This window comes from Tardiphaga sp. (assembly GCF_028290785.1).
Taxonomy (GTDB): Bacteria; Pseudomonadota; Alphaproteobacteria; order Rhizobiales; family Xanthobacteraceae; genus Tardiphaga.
On sequence record NZ_JAQGJD010000324.1, the window covers coordinates 35,634 to 52,558 of the forward strand.

The following is a 16,925-nucleotide window of genomic DNA, read 5'->3' on the forward strand; positions in this document are numbered from 1 at the left end:
GCACCGTGAAGCCGGAATACCGGAAATCGATTGCAGCCTAATCGATAGCATCCTATCTAATTCGGATGACGTTCGCTCCATCCCACATTCAGGCGGAACTCGGCCTTCTGGTCGCACGATTGGCCCGCGTCTGGCGTCGCAAGGCGGACCAGGCGCTGTCCGCGCACGGGCTGTCGGAAGCTACCGCGCATCCGCTGCTGATCCTGTCGCGCGGCGGTAAGCACGTCCGCCAGGGCGTGCTGGCCGACGAGATGGGCCTGGAAGGCCCGTCGGTGGTGCGGTTGATCGATCTACTGGCGGCCGAAGGACTGGTCGAGCGCCGCGAGGATCCCACCGATCGCCGCGCCAAGATGCTGCATCTCACCGCGCTCGGCGAAGCCAAGGCCGAGGAGATCAAGCGCGTGATGCGCCGCGTCCGTGCCGACCTGATGAAGGACGTCTCCGCCGACGAACTCGCGGTCACCTTCGATGTGCTACGGCGGATCGAACTTTCCGCCAACCGATCGCTGCTCGCCGCCGAGGAGGCGGACTCCCTGCCATGACCGCTGTTCGCTCGACGTTTCTGGTTCGCCACGCCGACATCATCTTTTCGCTGAAAACATTTCTCGCGGCGGTGATGGCGCTGCTGATCGCGCTGGCGATGGACTTGCCGCGGCCGTACTGGGCATTGGCGACGGTCTACATCGCCTCGCAGTCGCTGGCCGGCGCGACCCGCTCTAAGGCGTTCTTTCGCGTCGCCGGCACGCTGATCGGCGCCTGCGCGAGCGTTGCGCTGGTGCCTAACCTGGTCAATTCACCGGAACTGCTCAGCCTTGGCCTCGCGCTGTGGGTTGGGCTCTGCCTCTACATCTCGATGCTCGACCGCACGCCGCGCGGCTACATGTTCATGCTGGCGGGCTACACCGCGGCGCTGATCGGGTTTCCCTCGGTCTCAGAGCCGGCGGCGATCTTCGACATCGCGCTGGCGCGCAGCGAGGAGATCATTCTCGGCATCCTCTGCGCCAGCATCGTCTCCACCATCGTGCTGCCGCGCAGCGTCGGCCCGGCCGTTGCTGCGCGGGTCGGTACCTGGCTTGGCGGCGCGCGCGCCATCAGCCAGCAGGTGCTGGCCGGGCATGGCGCCGACAAGGCGGTGCGAGAGCAGCGCTTGCACCTCGCCTCCGACGCCGTCGATATCGACACGCTGTCGGATCACCTAGCCTACGACCGCAACGTCAGTCGCGACACGCCGTGCTGGCTGCGCGCGTTACGGCTGCGCATGCTGATGCTGCTGCCGCTGCTGTCCTCGATCGGCGACCGCATCGATGCTCTCGGCAGCGAGGTGCGCTCGACGCAGCCACGCCTGATGGCCCTGGTCGACGATCTTTCCCACTGGATCGCCGATGACGATACCGCACGCGAACCGGCCGACCGGCTGCGCGCGGCGATCGCCGCGCAGTTGCCGAAGCTCGATGCCGGCTCGTCCTGGGATACGATCATGGTCGCCAGTCTCTTGCTGCGGCTGCGCGAACTGGTGGATATCTCCGCGGACTGCCGTGTGCTCAACCAGGCGATTGCCGAAGGCGGCCGTCCGACCGACGCCAGGCTGGCATTTCGTTCCGAAGCCGGAGTCGCGCCGGTGCGGCATGTGGATCACGGGATGGCGCTGTGGTCCGCCGGCGGCGCCATTCTCGCGATCCTGCTGTGCTGTGCGTTTTGGATTTACACCGGTTGGGTCGATGGCGCCTCGGCGCCGATGATGGCTGCGGTCGGCTGCTCGTTTTTCGCGAACATGGATGATCCCTCGGTCGGCTTGCGCGGCTTCGCCAAATGGACGCTGGTGGCGATGGTCATTGTCGCGACCTATCTGTTCGCGATACTGCCGGGAATCTCCAACATCGAGATGCTGATTGCGGTGCTGGCGCCGGCGTTCCTGCTGTTCGGCTACCTGATCGCGCGCCCGGCGACGTTCTTCATCGGCATGCTGCTGGCCGCCAACACCGCCAGCCTGATGGCGATCCAGTCAACCTACAGCGCCGATTTCGCGGCCTTCGCCAATGCCGGTATCGCCTTCTTCGTCGGCGTCGAAATCTCGGCGCTGACCATCCTGCTGGCGCGTTCGGTGGGCGCGGAATGGAGCGTGCGCCGGCTGATGCGCAAGGGCTGGACGGCTTTGGCTTGGGCCGCCGAGAGCCGCGGCAACCGCGACCGCGCCGCCTTCGCCGGACTGATGCTTAACCGCATCGGCCTGCTGGCGCCACGTCTCGCGGCGCTGCCGGACAGCGACCTGCGCAACGTCGATAATCTCAGGGAACTGCGCGTCGGCCTCAATATCGTCGATCTGCGCCGTGCCCGTCACGGCCTGTCGCCGCAGACGCTGCAGGCCATCGATGCCATGCTTGATGAGCTCGCCGCGGATTTCCGAACCTATGACGGCGGCACGATGCCGCCCGGGCTGCTGGCCGATATCGACCGCGCGCTGGCCGGGGCGATGACCGAGGCCGGCGATGCGGTGCGCGGCGATGCGCTGATCGGCCTTGTGGGCATCCGTCGCGGCCTGTTTCCGGAGGCGCCGGCCTATCAGCCGATGGCGCTGCCTCGGCACGGGAGCGTTGCGGCATGAGATATGAAATCGATCTGTTTGGAATCCTCGTGCCGGCGCTGCTGTTGTGGTTGATTCTTACCTACCTCATAGGCGCGCTGCTGCGGCCGCTGTTGGAGCGTTCCGGCCTGTACCGTTTCGTCTGGCATCGCGCGTTGTTCGATCTCGCGCTGTACGTCTGCCTGCTCGGCGGCGTGGTCTATCTCTCGTCCGGATTGCTGTCATGAAAAACACCGTTGGGTTCGTCCGCCGTTTCACCGTCACCGCGCTGATGGTGGTCGCCGCCTTGGCCGTCGGCCGCTATCTCTGGGTCTATTACATGGACGCACCCTGGACCCGCGACGGGCGGGTGCGCGCCGACGTGGTCACCGTGGCGCCGGATGTCTCCGGCTTCGTCACCGAGATTTTGGTCAAGGACAATCAGAAAGTGAAGCGCGGCGACGTGATCATGCGCATCGACCGCGTGCGCTTCGCGCTGGCGCTGCAGCAGGCGCAAGCCGTGGTCGCCGGGCGCCACGCAACGCTCGATCAGGCCAATGCCGATCTGAAGCGCTACCGCGAACTCACCACCGACGCGGTGTCGCAGCAGAAGCAGGAGCAGGTGACGGCGACGCAGTTGCTCGCCAAGGCCGCATATGATCAGGGCATCGCCGATCAGGCGGTGGCGCAGCTCAATCTCGATCGCAGCGAAGTGCACGCGCCGGTCAATGGCGCCATTTCCAACATGGGTCTGCGGCCCGGCACCTATGTCAGTGCGGGCAAGGGTGTGATGGCACTGGTCGATACCGATACGCTTCATGTCGATGGCTACTTCGAGGAGACCAAGCTGCCGCGCATCCACATCGGCGATGCCGTCAACATCCACCTGATGGGCGACTCTGAAAAACTTGCCGGCCGTGTCGAAAGCATCGCCGCCGGCATCGAGGATCGCGACCGCGCCGAAGGCAGCAACCTGCTCGCCAATGTAACGCCGACCTTCAGCTGGGTGCGGCTGGCGCAGCGCGTCCCGGTGCGCATCGTGCTCGACAGCATTCCAGTTGGCGCGACGCTGGTGGCCGGCCGCACGGCGACGGTGGAGATTTTGCCGAAGGACGGGACGAGCGTGGCGAAGGCGTTTTGAGATACTGATTCAAGTGCGGCAGAGGGAGGCCGGCGACCGTCTAAATGACTTGTGTCCCGATGCGGCGCGGCGCTCTTGTGCCGCTCCGCAGAGCCGGGACCGTCGCGAAAACCGGAGTGTGGGACGGCCCCGGCTCTGCGGTGCGCCACGCCGCCAAGGCGGCGCGTTGCACCGCGTCCGGGGCAAGAGCCTCTGTCGGTTCAGTTCGACGCCGGCGCCGCCTGCGTGAAGCTGCGGTCCACTGCCTTGCTGACATCGACCGGCTTCGACAGAATTCCATAGCGCGTGGCGCGATCGGACGCTTCCTGGAATTCCTTGACCACGCCGTCGTCGATGGCGATCGGCCTCGTGTCCTGCGCCTTGTAGGCGCGCAGCAGCACGTCTTCCGGCAGCTTGGTCAGTTCGGCTGTGTTTTTGGCATATTCCTCTACATGCTCGCGCGACCAGGTTCGCGCCTTGTTGAGGCGCTGCAGGAAGTCTGCGATGGCTTCGCGCTTGGTCGCGATGGCCTGATCCGAGGCGATGATGAAGGTCAGCGTCGGCGTCAACCCAGCGCCATCGGCCACCACGCGGGCGTTGTCTTTCAGCACGGCGTAGGAGACGTAGGGCTCCCACACCGCCCAGCCGTCGATCGAGCCGGCCACCAGCGCGATCTTGGCATCGACGGGACCGAGCGGCGCAAAGGTCGCATCGGTGATCTTGTAGCCCGCCTTCTCCAGCGTCGCGTCGATCAGGAACTGGCCCCAGCCGCCGCGGGTGCCCGCGAGCCGCTTGCCCTTGAGGTCGGCCGCCGTCTTGATCGGGGAATCGTTGCGCACCAGAATGGCTTGCGTGTCGGCATTGGCACGGACCCCGCCGATCGCCTTGATCGGCGAACCCGCCGCATAGATCGAGAGAAACGCGAGATCACCGGTATGGCCGACATCGAGCGCGCCGGCGTTGAGCGCTTCGAGGATCGGCGCCGCGGCGGGAAATTCCGACCACACGATCTTATAGGGCAGGTCCTTCGCCAGACCTGAGGCCTCGAGCAGCGAGCGATTGCCGCCCTTCTGGTCGCCGATCCGCAGCGTGACGGGATCGGCGGCGAAGGTGGAAGTTGCAACGGTGAGGCTGAAAGCGGCGGCGAGCAAAGTGGCGGAAAGCGGCTTGTTCATGATGGTTTCTCTGATGGGATGCGTCCCATCAAAGCTACGCGTGATGTGCGGCCGGTCAACGGAATGGCTGACCGAAGATCTGCGTGACGCAGCAACGATCATGTCGTCGTTGATCGCGCCGTGGAAGTTTTGCGCTGTTCCTTTCCTCTCCCACAGGGGAGGAGGGAAACAAAATCATTCCACCTTGCCGATCTTCTTCACCGCCGCGATCAGCCGCGCGCTGTCGGTATCGACGAATTTTGCGAAGTCGGGCGCGTCCAGATAGGCGACCGGGCTGCCGGCGGCGGCAAAGGTCCTGGACACTTCGGGCGCCTGCACCGCCTGCGCCATCGCTTCGCGCAACCGCGTCATGATTGGCGCGGGCAGCGCCGCCGGCGCGAACAGTCCGGCCCAGATGTAGAACTCCACGTCCTTGTAGCCGAGCTCCTTGAAGGTCGGTAGGTCGGGGAAGCTCGGCACGCGCTCGGCGCCCCAGTTCGCCAGCACGCGCATTTTGCCGTCATCGACCTGCTGCCGCAGCGTGCCCGGTGCGGAGGCCACCGCCTGCACGGTGCCGGACAGCAGCGCGGTGAGGGCAGGGCCGGCGCCGCGGAACGGTACATGCAGCAGCTTGATGCCGGCGCTGGCGGCGAACATCTCCATCGCCACATGCAGCGTGCCGTAGGGACCGGATGAGCCATACGGAATCTGTCCCGGCCGCCTCTTCGCATCGTCGACAAAATCCTGCAGCGTCTTCCACGGCGCATTGGCCGGCACCGCCAGCAGCGTGGGATCGGCCAGCACGCGGGCCACCGGCGCGAATTGCGCGACCTCATAGGATACCGGCCGCTCGAACAGCCGGTCGGCCTCCGGCAGCACCGCCAGCGACGACAGCGTCATCAGCAGCGTATAGCCGTCTGGCTCGGCGCGTGCCGCCTGGGCATTGCCGACGGACCCGCCGGCGCCGCCCGCGCGGTTATCGACGATGACCGGCTTGCCGAGAATCCGTTCCAGCGCGATCGCCACCGGCCGTGCCGCGAGGTCGGCCTGGCCGCCCGCCGGGAACGGCACGATCATGGTGATGTTGCGCGAGGGCCAGGCGGTCTCTGCGCGCGACATGGACATCAGCGCACCAAGCCCGGCATACGTAACGGGAACCGCCACCGCGGCCTTCAGGACATCGCGTCGATTCATAGCAAACCTCCCCAGAATGGTTGTTCGACTTTTTTGCAGAGCCTAGAACGCGGCGTGCTGCTGAGAACAGCGTTTTCGCGCAGCCCAGCAAAATCATTGAGGCTCACATCGGGACATTTGTCCGCGGCTCGCGTCGAGAAGAGTTCCTCCGCCTCACGGAGAAACTTCTTTCGCCGCAGAATAGCCGTGGCCGGCTGCTGAAAAGGGGCGGTTTCAGGCAACAGGATTTTCATCAGCACGCCCGTTTCAGCGTGAGGGCGAGGGTTAATTTTGGCATGCCCGGCTTTCGGGCCGGGGGCATAGCTGTGGCGTCTGTACTTCAGCTGATTTCGTCGTTGACCGTCGGCGGCGCCGAGCGGCTGCTCATCAATTTCGCCGCCAGTTGCTGCGAAAGCCACGGCGTGCCGCAGGTCTTCGTTGTGATCAACGATCAGTGCAACGCCGATCTGGCCAGCGAACTCTCCGCCGCCGGCCACCCGACCTACTTCCTGAAACGGCGGCCGGGTGATCGCGACCCGCGCATCGTTTTGACGTTGCTACGTATTATCCGCCGGCACGACATTCGCGTGATCCATGCCCACGACAGCGGAGCGAAGCATTTAGCCATGCTCAGCAAACTCTACCGATCGATCAGCGTGGGCTACACGATCCACAATACCGGCATCGCTACTTCATGGGACCGCGTCAGGCTGCGGCTGCATCGGCGCTTTGTCGATTGGAACATCGCGATCTCTGCGGCCGTCGAGCGCGAATGTCGCGCGGTCCGGTTGCCGGCGGTGTTCAAGGTCCACAACGGCATTCCGCTCGCGGCATTCGGCGCCGTTGCCCGGCGGCGTGGCTTCGCCGCGCCACTGCGGCTCGTCAATGTCGCGCGTCTTTACCCGCGGCAGAAGGGACAGGATATCCTGATCAGGGCGGTCGGCCTCTGCCATGCCCGCGGCCTTGATGTCCGTTGCGATTTCGTCGGCGACCCGCCGGAAGGCGATCAGAAGACGGTACCGGAGCTTGAGAGGCTCGCCGCCACCGAGGGCGTGTCGGATCGTATTCGTTTCCTCGGCAGCAGGACCGACGTGCGGGGACCCCTCGGCGAGGCTGACATTTTCGTGCTGCCGTCGCGCTATGAAGGCTTTGGGCTGGTGCTGCTCGAAGCCATGGCGGTGGGCGTGCCGGTGATTGCCGCCGACGTGGACGGGCCGGCGGAGCTTGTCGTCGATGGCTCGAACGGCATCAAGTTCAAGGTCGGTTCGGCGCAGGATCTCGCCGACAAGATCGTGGCCCTTGCGGAGCGCCCGGACATAGCGGCGCACATTGCCAGAACGGCGCAGCACTTCGTCGCCGAATTCGATATCGCCCACCTGCGTGACCAGTATTTCGCGATTTACGGTCAGATGATGAAAGGCGGCCTAGCTTGATGGTCGCTGGTCGCCCTTGCCGTGCCTGGCCACCGTCGCAAGCTTCCTCGCCAGAAATTCCAGTAGTACCTCGACGCGCGCCGGGCGTGGACCGCCCGGCGGTGTGACGAGATAGACGCCGCTCTGGGATTGCGACCAGTCGGCAAGCACGGCCTCGAGCTGGCCGCTCGCCAGGGCCTCGCCGACGATGAAGTCCGGCAGGTCGCCGATCCCCAATCCGGCGATCAAGGCCGGCAGTAGCGCCTCGCCGTTGTTGACGCGCAGCGGTCCGGCAGGGCGCACGCTGGCCTGCTCGCCGGCGGCATTGGTGAAGTGCCAGACGCCGGGCGTCGATAAATAGGTGTAGCCAAAGCATTTATGGTCGGCGAGATGCATCGGATGCGTCGGCCGGCCGTATCTGGCGAAGTAGGACGGCGCCGCGACCACGAAGCGTCGCACCGGGCAAAGCCGCCGCGCGATCAGCGAGGAGTCCGGCAATGAGGCGATGCGGATCGCGGCGTCGAAGCCTTCGCCAATCAGATCGACGGTGGCGTCGCTGAGGTTGAGGTCGATGGAGACCTCGGGGTAGGCCGCGAGAAATTCCGGCAGCAGCGGCGCCAGCGTGTTGGTGCCGTAGGTCATCGGCACCGCCAGCCGCACCAGCCCGCGCGGGGTCGCCGATTGCGCCAGCGCCTCGTTCTCCGCGAGTTCACCATCGGCCAGCAGCTGCGCCGCGCGCACCGCCAGCGTGCGGCCGGCGTCGGTCAGCGCGATGCGCCGCGAGGTGCGGTTGAACAGCCGGGCGCCGAGCCGCTCCTCGAGGCGGCTCACCGCCTTGGAGACGGTGGCGGTGGACAGCCCCAGCTCGGCAGCCGTCGCCGCGAAAGAGCGCAGCTCCACTACCTTGGCGAAGATCGCCAGCGCCTCGAAGTCGGGGAGTTTCGACATCAAAATCCTAAACGATGAGTTTCAATCATTTCTATTTATGAAGCATAGAGGAGGGCCTATCTCCGATGCAACAGCAACCCCGGAGATTTCGTCATGATCGAACTTCGACCCTTCAGCAAACTCGGCGGCGGTGACCACGGCTGGCTCAGGGCCAAGCACCACTTCTCGTTCGGCGACCACTATGACCCCGACAATATGGGTCTGGGTAGCCTGCGGGTGTGGAACGACGACGAGATTCAGCCCAACACCGGCTTCCCGGCGCATCCGCATAAGGACATGGAAATCATCACCTATGTCCGCGAAGGCGCCATCACCCATCAGGACAGCCTGGGCAACAAGGGCCGCACCGAGGCCGGCGACGTCCAGGTGATGAGCGCGGGCTCCGGCATCCGGCACTCCGAGTACAATCTGGAGCCCTCCACCACCAAGATCTTCCAGATCTGGCTGCAGCCGACGCAGGCCGGCGGCCAGCCGTGCTGGGGTGCCAAGCCGTTTCCGAAGTCGGACCGCTCCGGCAGTCTCGTCACCATCGCCAGCGGCTTTCCGGCCGATACCGAGGCGCTGCCGATCCGTGCCGACGCCCGGGTGCTCGCGACCTCGCTGAAATCTGGCGAGAGCGCGCAGTACGCCTTGGGCGCGACGCGCAACGGCTACCTGGTGCCCGCGGTGGGGGCCATCGAGATCAACGGCATCCGCGTCAACGCCCGCGACGGCGTCGCGATCCGCAACGAGGCCAGCTTCACCATCACCGCGCTGGAAGATTCCGAACTGGTGCTGGTCGACGCGGCCTGACCCTCACCTCTCGTTCGTCATGGCTGGGACAAGCCCGGCCATGACAGCGTTTCAACTATCTGACCATCACTACCCAACAGGAGACTGACCATGACCAAAGTTCTCGTCCTCTATTATTCCGCCTACGGCCATATCGAGGCCATGGCGAACGCCGTTGCCGAAGGCGCGCGCGAGGCCGGCGCCACCGTCGATATCAAGCGCGTGCCCGAGCTGGTGCCCGCCGACGTCGCCAAGGCTTCGTACTACAAGATCGACCAGGCCGCGCCGATCGCGACCATCGACGATCTCGCCAATTACGACGCCATCATCGTCGGCACCGGCACCCGCTTCGGTCGCATGGCCTCGCAGATGGCCAACTTCCTCGACCAGGCCGGCGGCCTGTGGGCGAAGGGCGCACTGCACGGCAAGGTCGGCGGCGCGTTCACCTCGACGGCGACCCAGCACGGGGGCCAGGAGACTACGCTGTTCTCCATCATCACCAACCTGCTGCACTTCGGCATGACGGTGGTCGGCCTCAACTACGGCTTCCAGGGCCAGATGAAGCTCGATGAAGTCACCGGCGGCTCGCCCTATGGCGCCACCACCATCACCGGCGGCGACGGCAGCCGCCAGCCCAGCGCGAACGAGCTCGCCGGCGCCCGCTACCAGGGCAAGGTAATCGCCGAGACCGCCAAGAAGCTGCATGGCTGATACGACCGGGGCGGCGTTCTCGCAGGAGATCGCCGCCCTATTTAAGGTGGCGAGTTGAGGATTCCAACGATGCTCGACATCTATTTCATCTATCAGCTGGCGCGCCGGCCGATCCACGCGATAGCCCGGCGCTGGATGTGCCGCGGCCTGCATCGCGTTACCCGGGGCGAATACCGCTGCCCGGAATGCGGCCGCTCATAATCCGGCGATTTGATTTTCCGGTGCCGGCGCAGCATGGTCTGGCGCCATGTCCGATGCTTTTCCCCATCTTGCTGCGCTGGTCTATGACGACAGTCAGGATCCCGACGCGCTGCTGCGCGCATTCGCGGCGGAGTTGAACGGCTGCGGACGGCGCGCCGTCGGGATGGTGCAACTGGGCCAGTCCGGCGGAGCCGCGCCGCAGCTCTCCGCGCTGCTGGTCCATAGCGGCCATACCATGCGGCTGTTCCAGGATCTCGGCCCCGGTGCCACCGGCTGCAAACTCGACCTCGGACAGTTGCTTGCCGCCGGCACACAGGTGGCCGACGCGATCGACGCAGGCGCCGACCTCGTCATTATCAATCGCTTCGGCCGTCAGGAGCGCGACGGCAAGGGGCTGTCCTATCTGGTCGAGCGCGCCCTCAGCGCCGGGATTCCCGTTGTCATCGCGGTGCCCGTCGCGCGGCTCGACGACTGGATGGCGTTCTCGGGCGGCATGGCCACGCGCCTGGCCTGCGATCGGGCAGCGCTCGAGGCGTGGTGGACGGCGGCGTCCCAGGCGCGCCCGGCTGAAGTCGCCTAGACACCCTCGACTTAAGTCCATGTACGGTTGCATCGTGCGCGCTTGCCGCTGTCGCGCGGCGGTGCTAGATGTCGGGTCATCGTACAACTTCATGATGCCCCCGAACGACGAAGCGAATAGACGACGCGCCCGGGTGCTCCTACACTAGCTGCAATCTTGCCCGCAACGGGCAAACAAAAAACCGGCCAAAGTGCCGAAAACCGGAAATTCACAGGGAGGATTTCGTCCATGAGAAGAAGAGATGTCGTCAAGGGCGGCCTCGCCGCGCTCGCGGTCGGCGCCACCGGCCTCGGTCGCCTGACCCCCGCATTCGCCCAGAGCAAGATGGTGCTGAAGGCGTCCGACGTGCACCCCCTTGGCTATCCCACGGTCGAATCCGTGATCAAGATGGGTAAGAAGCTGGAGGCCGCTACCAACGGTCGCCTCTCGATCCAGATGTTCCCCTCGATGCAGCTCGGCGGCGAGAAGGAAATGATCGAGCAGGCCCAGGTCGGCGCGCTGCAGATCGCCCGCATCTCGGTCGGCGCGGTGGGTCCGGTCGTCGATGAAGTCAACGTCTTCAACATGCCGTTCGTGTTCCGCGACGCCAAGCACATGGAAGCGGTGCTGGACGGCGATATCGGTACTGAGCTGCTGAACAAGATCACCGCCAACGAGAAGACCGGCCTGGTCGCGCTGGCCTGGATGAATGCCGGCTCGCGCAACATCTACAACAGCAAGCGGCCGATCAAGTCGATGGCCGATCTCAAGGGTCTCAAGATCCGGATGATCGGCAATCCGCTGTTCATCGACACCATGAACGCGCTCGGCGGCAACGGCGTCGCGATGGGTTTCGACCAAGTCTACAGCGCGATGCAGACCGGCGTCGTCGATGGTGCCGAAAACAACCTGCCGACCTTTATCGCGCAAAACCATTATCAGGTCGCAAAATACTTCTCGATGACCGAGCACTTGATCATTCCGGAGCTGCTGGTGTTCTCGAAAGCGTCCTGGGACAAGCTGTCGAAGGACGATCAGGCGCTGGTCAAGAAGGTCGGTCGCGAGGCGCAGGCCGAACAGCGCGTGCTGTGGTACGAGGCCGAGAAAACCTCTCTCGCCAAGATGAGGGAAGTCGGTACCGAAATCGTCACGGAGATCGACAAGAAGCCGTTCCAGGAAGCGGTCAAGCCGGTCTGGGAGAAGTACGGCTCCAAATACGCCGAAATGACCAAGCGCATTACCGCGGTCAGCTAACACGTCCTCATTCCGGGCTGCGCTCCACCTTTGGGGAGCAGTCCGGAATGTATTTTCCCAGTGGGATACATTCTTTGGTTTGCGCGCGCGACGCTCGCGCCGGACGATATCGTCTCTCACGTCACTGAAATTTCACAGCCAAGGTCAGTATGTCCCAAGTCAGTTCCGAGATGGCGATGCCAGATCAACCCGCCGGCTTGTTCCGGCGTGCGATGAATACGGTCTACTGGACCGGAGCGGTGTTTTCCTGCGTGGCACTGGTGGTGATTTCGGCGATCATCCCGTGGGCCGTCTACACCCGCTACATTCTGAACAGCGCGGCATCGTGGCCCGAGCCGCTGGCCGTGCTACTGACCATCGCCGTCACCTTCATCGGCGCTGCCAACTGCTACCGGCAGCGCATTCACATGAACATGACGGTGGGCACCAACCTGTTGCCGCCGCGCTTTCGCGTTCATGCCGCCTTCATCAGCGAATTGCTGATGGGCGTCATTGCCCTGTTCATGGTGATCTGGGGCCTGAAGCTGGTCAACGCGACATGGGGCAATTCGGTCGATGAGTTTCCCTTTTTGTCGGTCGGCATCACCTATCTGCCGATCCCCGTCAGCGGCGCCATGATGTTGCTGTTCGTGCTTGAGCGACTGACCATCGGGCCGCCGCCGCAGGACGGCAGCGACGCCCATATCCCGCTCGATTAAACATCATACCAGATAGAAAAGACTGACATGGACATCGCGGTTCTGCTTCTCAGCATGTGTCTGTTCTTCGCCGTCGGCATGCCGATCGCGTTCGCGCTCGCGCTCGCCGCGCTGGTCGGCGCGCTGTGGATCGATCTTCCAGTCGCCGCGGTTATGCAGCAGCTCTCCAGCGGCGTCGGCAAGGTGTCGATGCTGACGGTGCCGTTCTTCGTGCTCGCCGGCGCCATCATGGCGGAAGGCGGCATGGCGAAGCGGCTTGTCGATTTCGCCGCCGTCGTGGTCGGCTTCACGCGGATTCGCGGCGGCCTGTCACAGGTCAACATTCTCGCCACCACGATCATGTCAGGCATTTCCGGATCCTCGGTCGCCGATACGTCGGCGATCGGCTCGGTGATGATCCCGCAGATGGCGGCGCAGGGCTATCCGCGCGTGTTCGCCACCAACGTCACCATCTCGGCGTCGGTGCAGGCGATCCTGGTGCCACCGAGCCACAACGCGGTGATCTATTCGCTGGCCACCGGCGGCGTGGTCTCGATTACCAGCCTGTTCCTCGCCGGCATCGTGCCGGGCCTGCTGCTCGGCTTCTCGATCATGCTGCTGTGCCTGTATTTCGCCTATCGCGACGGCCACCCGAAGGGTGAGCCGGTGCCGATCAAGCAGGCGGTAAAAATGCTCGGCGACGCCACTTGGGGCATCGTCACGCTAGTCATCGTGCTCGGCGGTATCCTCACCGGCGTGTTCACGCCGATCGAGGCCGGAGCGGTCGCCTGCGTCTGGGCCTTCTTCGTGACCATGTTCATCTACCGCGACTACAAGTGGTCGGAATTGCCGATGCTGACCTATCGCACCCTGCAGACGGTGGCGATGGTGCTGACACTGGTCGCCACCGCGTCCTGTTTCGGCTATGTCGCCGCGATCATGCAGATGCCGGCGCATATGACGGAATTCTTTGTCGCGATCTCCGGCAACAAATACGTGCTGCTGATGTGGCTCAACATCATGCTGCTGGTGCTCGGTACCGCGCTCGATCTGGCGCCGCTGCTGCTGATCTGCACGCCGATCCTGCTGCCGGTGGTGAAGAATTTCGGCATCGACCCCGTGCATTTCGGCATCGTCATGCTGCTCAACCTCGGCATCGGCCTGTTGACGCCGCCGGTCGGCACCACGTTGTTCGTCGGCTGCGCGATCGGCAAGGTCTCGGTGGACGAGGTGATGAAGGGCATCTGGCCGTTCTACTACGTGATGTTCGCGGTCCTGATGCTGGTGACCTACGTGCCGTGGTTCTCGATGGCGCTGCCGCACGCGTTCGGGTTCAGGTGAGTGCAGTTGTTGTCCCCGCGAAGGCGGGGACTCACACGCTGAAGATTTGAGTAACGCTACGATCGCGGCTCGGCCGTTTCGCTAAACCTGCACGGCGTATGGATCCCGGATAGGCGTTCGCTTCGCTCACTTGTCCGGGACGACAGCGAAGAGGCCCGCCTAAACTTCCAACGCCAACTGCCGATACCGTTCCTTGCCGTTCAACAAATGCCGCCGCATGGCGTCGCGGGCCTTGCGCGGCGAGCGCGCGGTGATCGCATCGACGATCACCTGGTGTTCGCGCTCGACGCTTTCGAGATAGCGCGTCTGCAACTCGGCGTTACCCTCGAAGGTACGGATGCTCTGGCGCGGGATGATCAGCCCGCCGAGAAATTCCAGGAAGCCGACGAAGCGCGAGTTCTGCGTGGCGATGGCGATCGCGAAATGAAAGTCGAAATCCTCCTTCACCGCGCGGTCGCCATTGGCGATGGCGCGGCTGAAAGTCGCCGCCGCCCGGGCGATGGTCTTGAGCTGGGTCGCGGTGGCACGCTCGGAGGCAAACGCGGCGGCCTCGATCTCGACAGCGGTGCGCAGTTCAAGAATCTCGATCACGCTGCCGAGCGAACCCAGCCCGTCGGGATCGATGGCATAAGGTTGCTGGGTAGGATCCGAATTGACGAATGCGCCGGCGCCCTGCCGGGTCATCACCAGGCCACGCGCGCGCAGCGCCGAGATCGCCTCGCGTACGACGGTGCGGCTGACGCCCATCGCCGCCATCATCGCCTGTTCGGTCGGCAGCCGCGCGCCGGCGGGGAGTTGCCCCTCCGTAATCTGGGCGGCGATGCGCTCGACCACTTCCTCGGTGCGCCGCCGCACCGGATCGAGCGGCCGCAGCAGCGGCGGGGACGATGCAGCGCCTGATTTTTTGCGTGCGGGCTTGGCTTTGTCTTGTACGGTCATCGTACAACTTGGCTATCACCGCGGGAGTGGCCGGGCAAGGTCCGCGCTGCGTCTTCCCTCTTCTACAGGGGAGGAAGAAGGCCGGCATGGATTGGGGGCGATGAGCAGCCGTCGAAGGAGTAGCAGCAGGCCCGGGGGCTACTCGACGTCGGGAAGCCGAAGATCGCACTCCACCCAGGCGCCCTTGATGGCAAACCGGACAAACGGCGAATCCGGGCCGACGCTTTGCAGCGGCGCCAGGAACTGGGCGTCGGCCGGACTGCGCAGGTGAAACAGCACGTGGCTGGCGCTCATGGTGTTGCGCGACAGCCAGACGATTCCGGAAAACAGCTCGATCAGCAACTGCCCGTAGCCGGCGAGATCCTTGCCGCCAAAATCATAGAGCGGCGACACCGTCATGAAGCGCGCGCGTAGCACCGGGCCTTCGAACTTGGCCATCAACAGCTTGTTGACCTGGCAGAAAGCGTGCGGGACCGTGCCGTCATAGAGGCCGAACAGCCCGGCCTTGCCGCCTTGCTGCATCTGCAGATCGAGCGCCGCGAACGGGCCGAGCGCGAAGGTCGAAAAATCCTCTTCGATGGCTTCGGCCGCTTTGCGCCACTGGCCCTTGAGCGACCCCCAGGACCGGTCGGCGTCGCTGATCGGCACAAGCCGCATGGTCCCAAGTCCCCCGAACAAAATTCTCGTCGCTCCGGCGCGTACCGTAGTTCCATACCTTCAACATAAAGATAACGGCGACTCGCGGCCAATCTGCCACGGCCGCGGGCGCAGGCACAACGCGGTCAGCCATCGCCAGTGGGATTTACAGGGATTGTTGACGTCGACCGTGACCGGGCCGCTCAGGCGCCGGTGGCGCGCAGGCCCTCAGCCGCCACGGCGACGATCGACGCCAGCATGCGCCAGGTTCTGGCGAGCGGCTTGCGGAGAATGGGGCTGTTCAGTCGCATGTCGGGGTCCGGTACCGCCGCGCATCCGGCGCGGCTTGACGTCCTTGCAGACGACAACCGGAAAATCGTGCGCCACGGCGGCCAAGTCCAGCCCGCCGCGAAAATAGCAACGCCCGCACTGGTGGCGGGCAAATGGCGATGCGGTTGTGCTGTTTCCGGCGCGGCCGGCAGACGAAAATTCCAGATCGAACGGAACGGATTTTGCGCCGTGCCGTTGTCCCGACGAAGAAAACAGGATCGCTCGCTGTGTCAATCACGGCGCCGGACGCGGATAGCCAATAGCGTTCCAGTCTTCGACGAGCAGGCAATTCGGGGCGCGCAGTCCCAGCATTGCCTGCTCGTTTTTCGTTGGCGGGCGCCGTGCGCTGCCATTTCCTCCCGGCGGTTTTGACCCTATACGGGCATTTGGCGGCGCGCTGCGCCGGCCGATCCGTTGCGGAGAGACATATCGATGCTGCCGGCCTATGTGATCCATGCCAAATCGCTGCCCGAGCGCACGGATCACATCCAGCGCGAGCTCGACCGCGCCGGCATTGCCTTCGAGTGGGTGCTGGATTTCGACGCCGATGAGATCACCTCCGACGTCGATCAGGCCTATTTCGCGGCAGGCGCCGACCTGACGCTGCGGCAGAAATCCTGTGCGCTGAAGCACATCGTCGCCATGCAGCGGATCTGCGAGCGCGGCCAGGACCAGGCGCTGATCTTCGAGGACGATGCGCAGCTGGTGCCGGATTTTTGCGCGCAGCTCGCGCGCGTGCTGGCCGAGGCCGAACGCTGGCCGCGGCCGCGCATTCTGCATCTCGGCGCCGCCACCAATTTCTACACCCCGGCGGCGCAGCTCCGCGCCGGCCAGATCGTCTACCCCGGTAACCGCGTTCGCAACATGGAAGCCTATGTGCTCGGCGCACCCGAAGCGCAGGCGCGGCTCGACTGGATCGCGCGGCATCCCATGCACGAGCCGATCGACATCGCCTTCAACTCGGGCGATCCCGCCATGGGCATTCCATTTCTGTGGCCCGAGCCGCCGTTGGCGGAGCAGGGCAGCCTCAACGGCGCGTTCAAGAGCTCGCTCGACCGCAAGGGCCACGGCCAGCTACGGCTGCGCGTGCAGTTCGCCGTGCAGAAGTTTCGGCGGCGCTATTTGAAGCGCTGGATGAA

At 64.7% G+C, this 16,925-nt stretch carries 19 protein-coding genes; 13 read left to right on the forward strand and 6 right to left on the reverse strand.

What is annotated here, in order from left to right; genetic code table 11:
• Positions 1-65 precede the first annotated feature (65 nt).
• From JWR89_RS20560 to JWR89_RS20575, 4 genes are read left to right on the forward strand one after another with little or no spacing between them, the layout of a single operon-like run.
• The gene (locus tag JWR89_RS20560; RefSeq protein ID WP_299719553.1) at positions 66-542 is read left to right on the forward strand and encodes a MarR family transcriptional regulator; all 477 of its coding nucleotides are present in this window, start codon (positions 66-68) and stop codon (positions 540-542) included.
• The gene (locus JWR89_RS20565) at positions 539-2,602 is read left to right on the forward strand and encodes an FUSC family protein (RefSeq protein ID WP_299719555.1); all 2,064 of its coding nucleotides are present in this window, start codon (positions 539-541) and stop codon (positions 2,600-2,602) included. The genes JWR89_RS20560 and JWR89_RS20565 overlap by 4 nt, the downstream gene beginning before the upstream one ends.
• Positions 2,599-2,808, forward strand: coding sequence for a DUF1656 domain-containing protein (locus JWR89_RS20570; protein ID WP_299719557.1), 210 nt, complete (start codon positions 2,599-2,601; stop codon positions 2,806-2,808). The genes JWR89_RS20565 and JWR89_RS20570 overlap by 4 nt, the downstream gene beginning before the upstream one ends.
• The gene (locus JWR89_RS20575; RefSeq protein ID WP_299719559.1) at positions 2,805-3,701 is read left to right on the forward strand and encodes an HlyD family secretion protein; all 897 of its coding nucleotides are present in this window, start codon (positions 2,805-2,807) and stop codon (positions 3,699-3,701) included. The genes JWR89_RS20570 and JWR89_RS20575 overlap by 4 nt, the downstream gene beginning before the upstream one ends.
• A 200-nt stretch (positions 3,702-3,901) precedes the next feature.
• Here JWR89_RS20575 and JWR89_RS20580 read toward each other — a convergent pair whose 3' ends face one another.
• The 3 genes from JWR89_RS20580 to JWR89_RS20590 all read right to left on the reverse strand — a co-directional run bounded on the left by JWR89_RS20580 (position 3,902) and on the right by JWR89_RS20590 (position 6,267).
• Positions 3,902-4,855 (reverse strand): ABC transporter substrate-binding protein, encoded by a 954-nt coding sequence (locus tag JWR89_RS20580; protein ID WP_299719561.1) that lies wholly within the window; start codon positions 4,853-4,855, stop codon positions 3,902-3,904.
• Positions 4,856-5,029: 174 nt separating this feature from the next.
• Positions 5,030-6,028, reverse strand: a complete 999-nt coding sequence (locus tag JWR89_RS20585; RefSeq protein ID WP_299719563.1) for a tripartite tricarboxylate transporter substrate binding protein — start codon at positions 6,026-6,028, stop codon at positions 5,030-5,032.
• Positions 6,025-6,267 carry a hypothetical protein gene (locus JWR89_RS20590; RefSeq protein ID WP_299719565.1) on the reverse strand — a complete coding sequence of 81 codons (243 nt, stop codon included), beginning with the start codon at positions 6,265-6,267 and terminating at the stop codon, positions 6,025-6,027. Before JWR89_RS20590 ends, JWR89_RS20585 begins: the two co-directional genes overlap by 4 nt.
• A gap of 96 nt (positions 6,268-6,363) precedes the next feature.
• On the opposite strand from JWR89_RS20590, the gene JWR89_RS20595 reads away from it, so the two are divergent.
• Positions 6,364-7,440, forward strand: coding sequence for a glycosyltransferase (locus JWR89_RS20595; protein WP_299719566.1), 1,077 nt, complete (start codon positions 6,364-6,366; stop codon positions 7,438-7,440).
• On the opposite strand, the gene JWR89_RS20600 is transcribed toward JWR89_RS20595, so the two are convergent.
• Positions 7,432-8,367, reverse strand: coding sequence for a LysR family transcriptional regulator (locus JWR89_RS20600; protein ID WP_299719567.1), 936 nt, complete (start codon positions 8,365-8,367; stop codon positions 7,432-7,434). The two genes, JWR89_RS20595 and JWR89_RS20600, sit on opposite strands and share 9 nt — an antisense overlap.
• Before the next feature lie 93 nt (positions 8,368-8,460).
• Here JWR89_RS20600 and JWR89_RS20605 point away from each other — a divergent pair, with 93 nt between their 5' ends.
• The 7 genes from JWR89_RS20605 to JWR89_RS20635 all read left to right on the forward strand — a co-directional run bounded on the left by JWR89_RS20605 (position 8,461) and on the right by JWR89_RS20635 (position 13,881).
• Positions 8,461-9,159: a pirin family protein gene (locus JWR89_RS20605; protein WP_299719569.1), complete on the forward strand. Its 699-nt coding sequence runs from the start codon at positions 8,461-8,463 to the stop codon at positions 9,157-9,159.
• A gap of 90 nt (positions 9,160-9,249) precedes the next feature.
• A complete protein-coding gene (gene wrbA / locus JWR89_RS20610) occupies positions 9,250-9,849 on the forward strand; it encodes an NAD(P)H:quinone oxidoreductase (protein ID WP_299719571.1) in 600 nt (199 codons plus the stop codon).
• Positions 9,850-9,918: 69 nt separating this feature from the next.
• A complete protein-coding gene (locus JWR89_RS20615) occupies positions 9,919-10,050 on the forward strand; it encodes a hypothetical protein (protein WP_299719574.1) in 132 nt (43 codons plus the stop codon).
• Between the two features lie 46 nt (positions 10,051-10,096).
• Entirely contained in the window at positions 10,097-10,630 is a 534-nt protein-coding gene (locus JWR89_RS20620) for a DUF2478 domain-containing protein (RefSeq protein ID WP_299719575.1), read from the forward strand.
• 228 nt (positions 10,631-10,858) lie between these two features.
• Entirely contained in the window at positions 10,859-11,863 is a 1,005-nt protein-coding gene (locus tag JWR89_RS20625; protein ID WP_299719577.1) for a TRAP transporter substrate-binding protein, read from the forward strand.
• 176 nt (positions 11,864-12,039) lie between these two features.
• Positions 12,040-12,561, forward strand: coding sequence for a TRAP transporter small permease (locus tag JWR89_RS20630; protein WP_299719579.1), 522 nt, complete (start codon positions 12,040-12,042; stop codon positions 12,559-12,561).
• 27 nt (positions 12,562-12,588) lie between these two features.
• The gene (locus tag JWR89_RS20635; protein ID WP_299719581.1) at positions 12,589-13,881 is read left to right on the forward strand and encodes a TRAP transporter large permease; all 1,293 of its coding nucleotides are present in this window, start codon (positions 12,589-12,591) and stop codon (positions 13,879-13,881) included.
• Positions 13,882-14,040: 159 nt separating this feature from the next.
• Here the strand turns inward: JWR89_RS20635 and JWR89_RS20640 are convergent, their stop codons facing one another.
• Both JWR89_RS20640 and JWR89_RS20645 read right to left on the reverse strand, forming a co-directional pair.
• Positions 14,041-14,820: a FadR/GntR family transcriptional regulator gene (locus JWR89_RS20640; RefSeq protein WP_299719583.1), complete on the reverse strand. Its 780-nt coding sequence runs from the start codon at positions 14,818-14,820 to the stop codon at positions 14,041-14,043.
• Positions 14,821-14,958: 138 nt separating this feature from the next.
• Positions 14,959-15,477, reverse strand: coding sequence for a hypothetical protein (locus JWR89_RS20645; RefSeq protein ID WP_299719585.1), 519 nt, complete (start codon positions 15,475-15,477; stop codon positions 14,959-14,961).
• A gap of 741 nt (positions 15,478-16,218) precedes the next feature.
• On the opposite strand from JWR89_RS20645, the gene JWR89_RS20650 reads away from it, so the two are divergent.
• Positions 16,219-16,925: glycosyltransferase family 25 protein (locus JWR89_RS20650; RefSeq protein WP_299719588.1), on the forward strand; the 707-nt coding region annotated here is incomplete at its 3' end.

Bases quoted from the DNA above. Each gene is read 5' to 3' on its own strand.
- JWR89_RS20560 (WP_299719553.1), top strand. From the start codon at position 66: ATGACGTTCGCTCCATCCCACATTCAGGCGGAACTCGGCCTTCTGGTC.
- JWR89_RS20565 (WP_299719555.1), top strand. From the start codon at position 539: ATGACCGCTGTTCGCTCGACGTTTCTGGTTCGCCACGCCGACATCATC.
- JWR89_RS20570 (WP_299719557.1), top strand. From the start codon at position 2,599: ATGAGATATGAAATCGATCTGTTTGGAATCCTCGTGCCGGCGCTGCTG.
- JWR89_RS20575 (WP_299719559.1), top strand. From the start codon at position 2,805: ATGAAAAACACCGTTGGGTTCGTCCGCCGTTTCACCGTCACCGCGCTG.
- JWR89_RS20580 (WP_299719561.1), bottom strand. From the start codon at position 4,855: ATGAACAAGCCGCTTTCCGCCACTTTGCTCGCCGCCGCTTTCAGCCTC.
- JWR89_RS20585 (WP_299719563.1), bottom strand. From the start codon at position 6,028: ATGAATCGACGCGATGTCCTGAAGGCCGCGGTGGCGGTTCCCGTTACG.
- JWR89_RS20600 (WP_299719567.1), bottom strand. From the start codon at position 8,367: ATGTCGAAACTCCCCGACTTCGAGGCGCTGGCGATCTTCGCCAAGGTA.
- JWR89_RS20605 (WP_299719569.1), top strand. From the start codon at position 8,461: ATGATCGAACTTCGACCCTTCAGCAAACTCGGCGGCGGTGACCACGGC.
- wrbA (WP_299719571.1), top strand. From the start codon at position 9,250: ATGACCAAAGTTCTCGTCCTCTATTATTCCGCCTACGGCCATATCGAG.
- JWR89_RS20615 (WP_299719574.1), top strand. From the start codon at position 9,919: ATGCTCGACATCTATTTCATCTATCAGCTGGCGCGCCGGCCGATCCAC.
- JWR89_RS20620 (WP_299719575.1), top strand. From the start codon at position 10,097: ATGTCCGATGCTTTTCCCCATCTTGCTGCGCTGGTCTATGACGACAGT.
- JWR89_RS20625 (WP_299719577.1), top strand. From the start codon at position 10,859: ATGAGAAGAAGAGATGTCGTCAAGGGCGGCCTCGCCGCGCTCGCGGTC.
- JWR89_RS20630 (WP_299719579.1), top strand. From the start codon at position 12,040: ATGCCAGATCAACCCGCCGGCTTGTTCCGGCGTGCGATGAATACGGTC.
- JWR89_RS20635 (WP_299719581.1), top strand. From the start codon at position 12,589: ATGGACATCGCGGTTCTGCTTCTCAGCATGTGTCTGTTCTTCGCCGTC.
- JWR89_RS20640 (WP_299719583.1), bottom strand. From the start codon at position 14,820: ATGACCGTACAAGACAAAGCCAAGCCCGCACGCAAAAAATCAGGCGCT.
- JWR89_RS20645 (WP_299719585.1), bottom strand. From the start codon at position 15,477: ATGCGGCTTGTGCCGATCAGCGACGCCGACCGGTCCTGGGGGTCGCTC.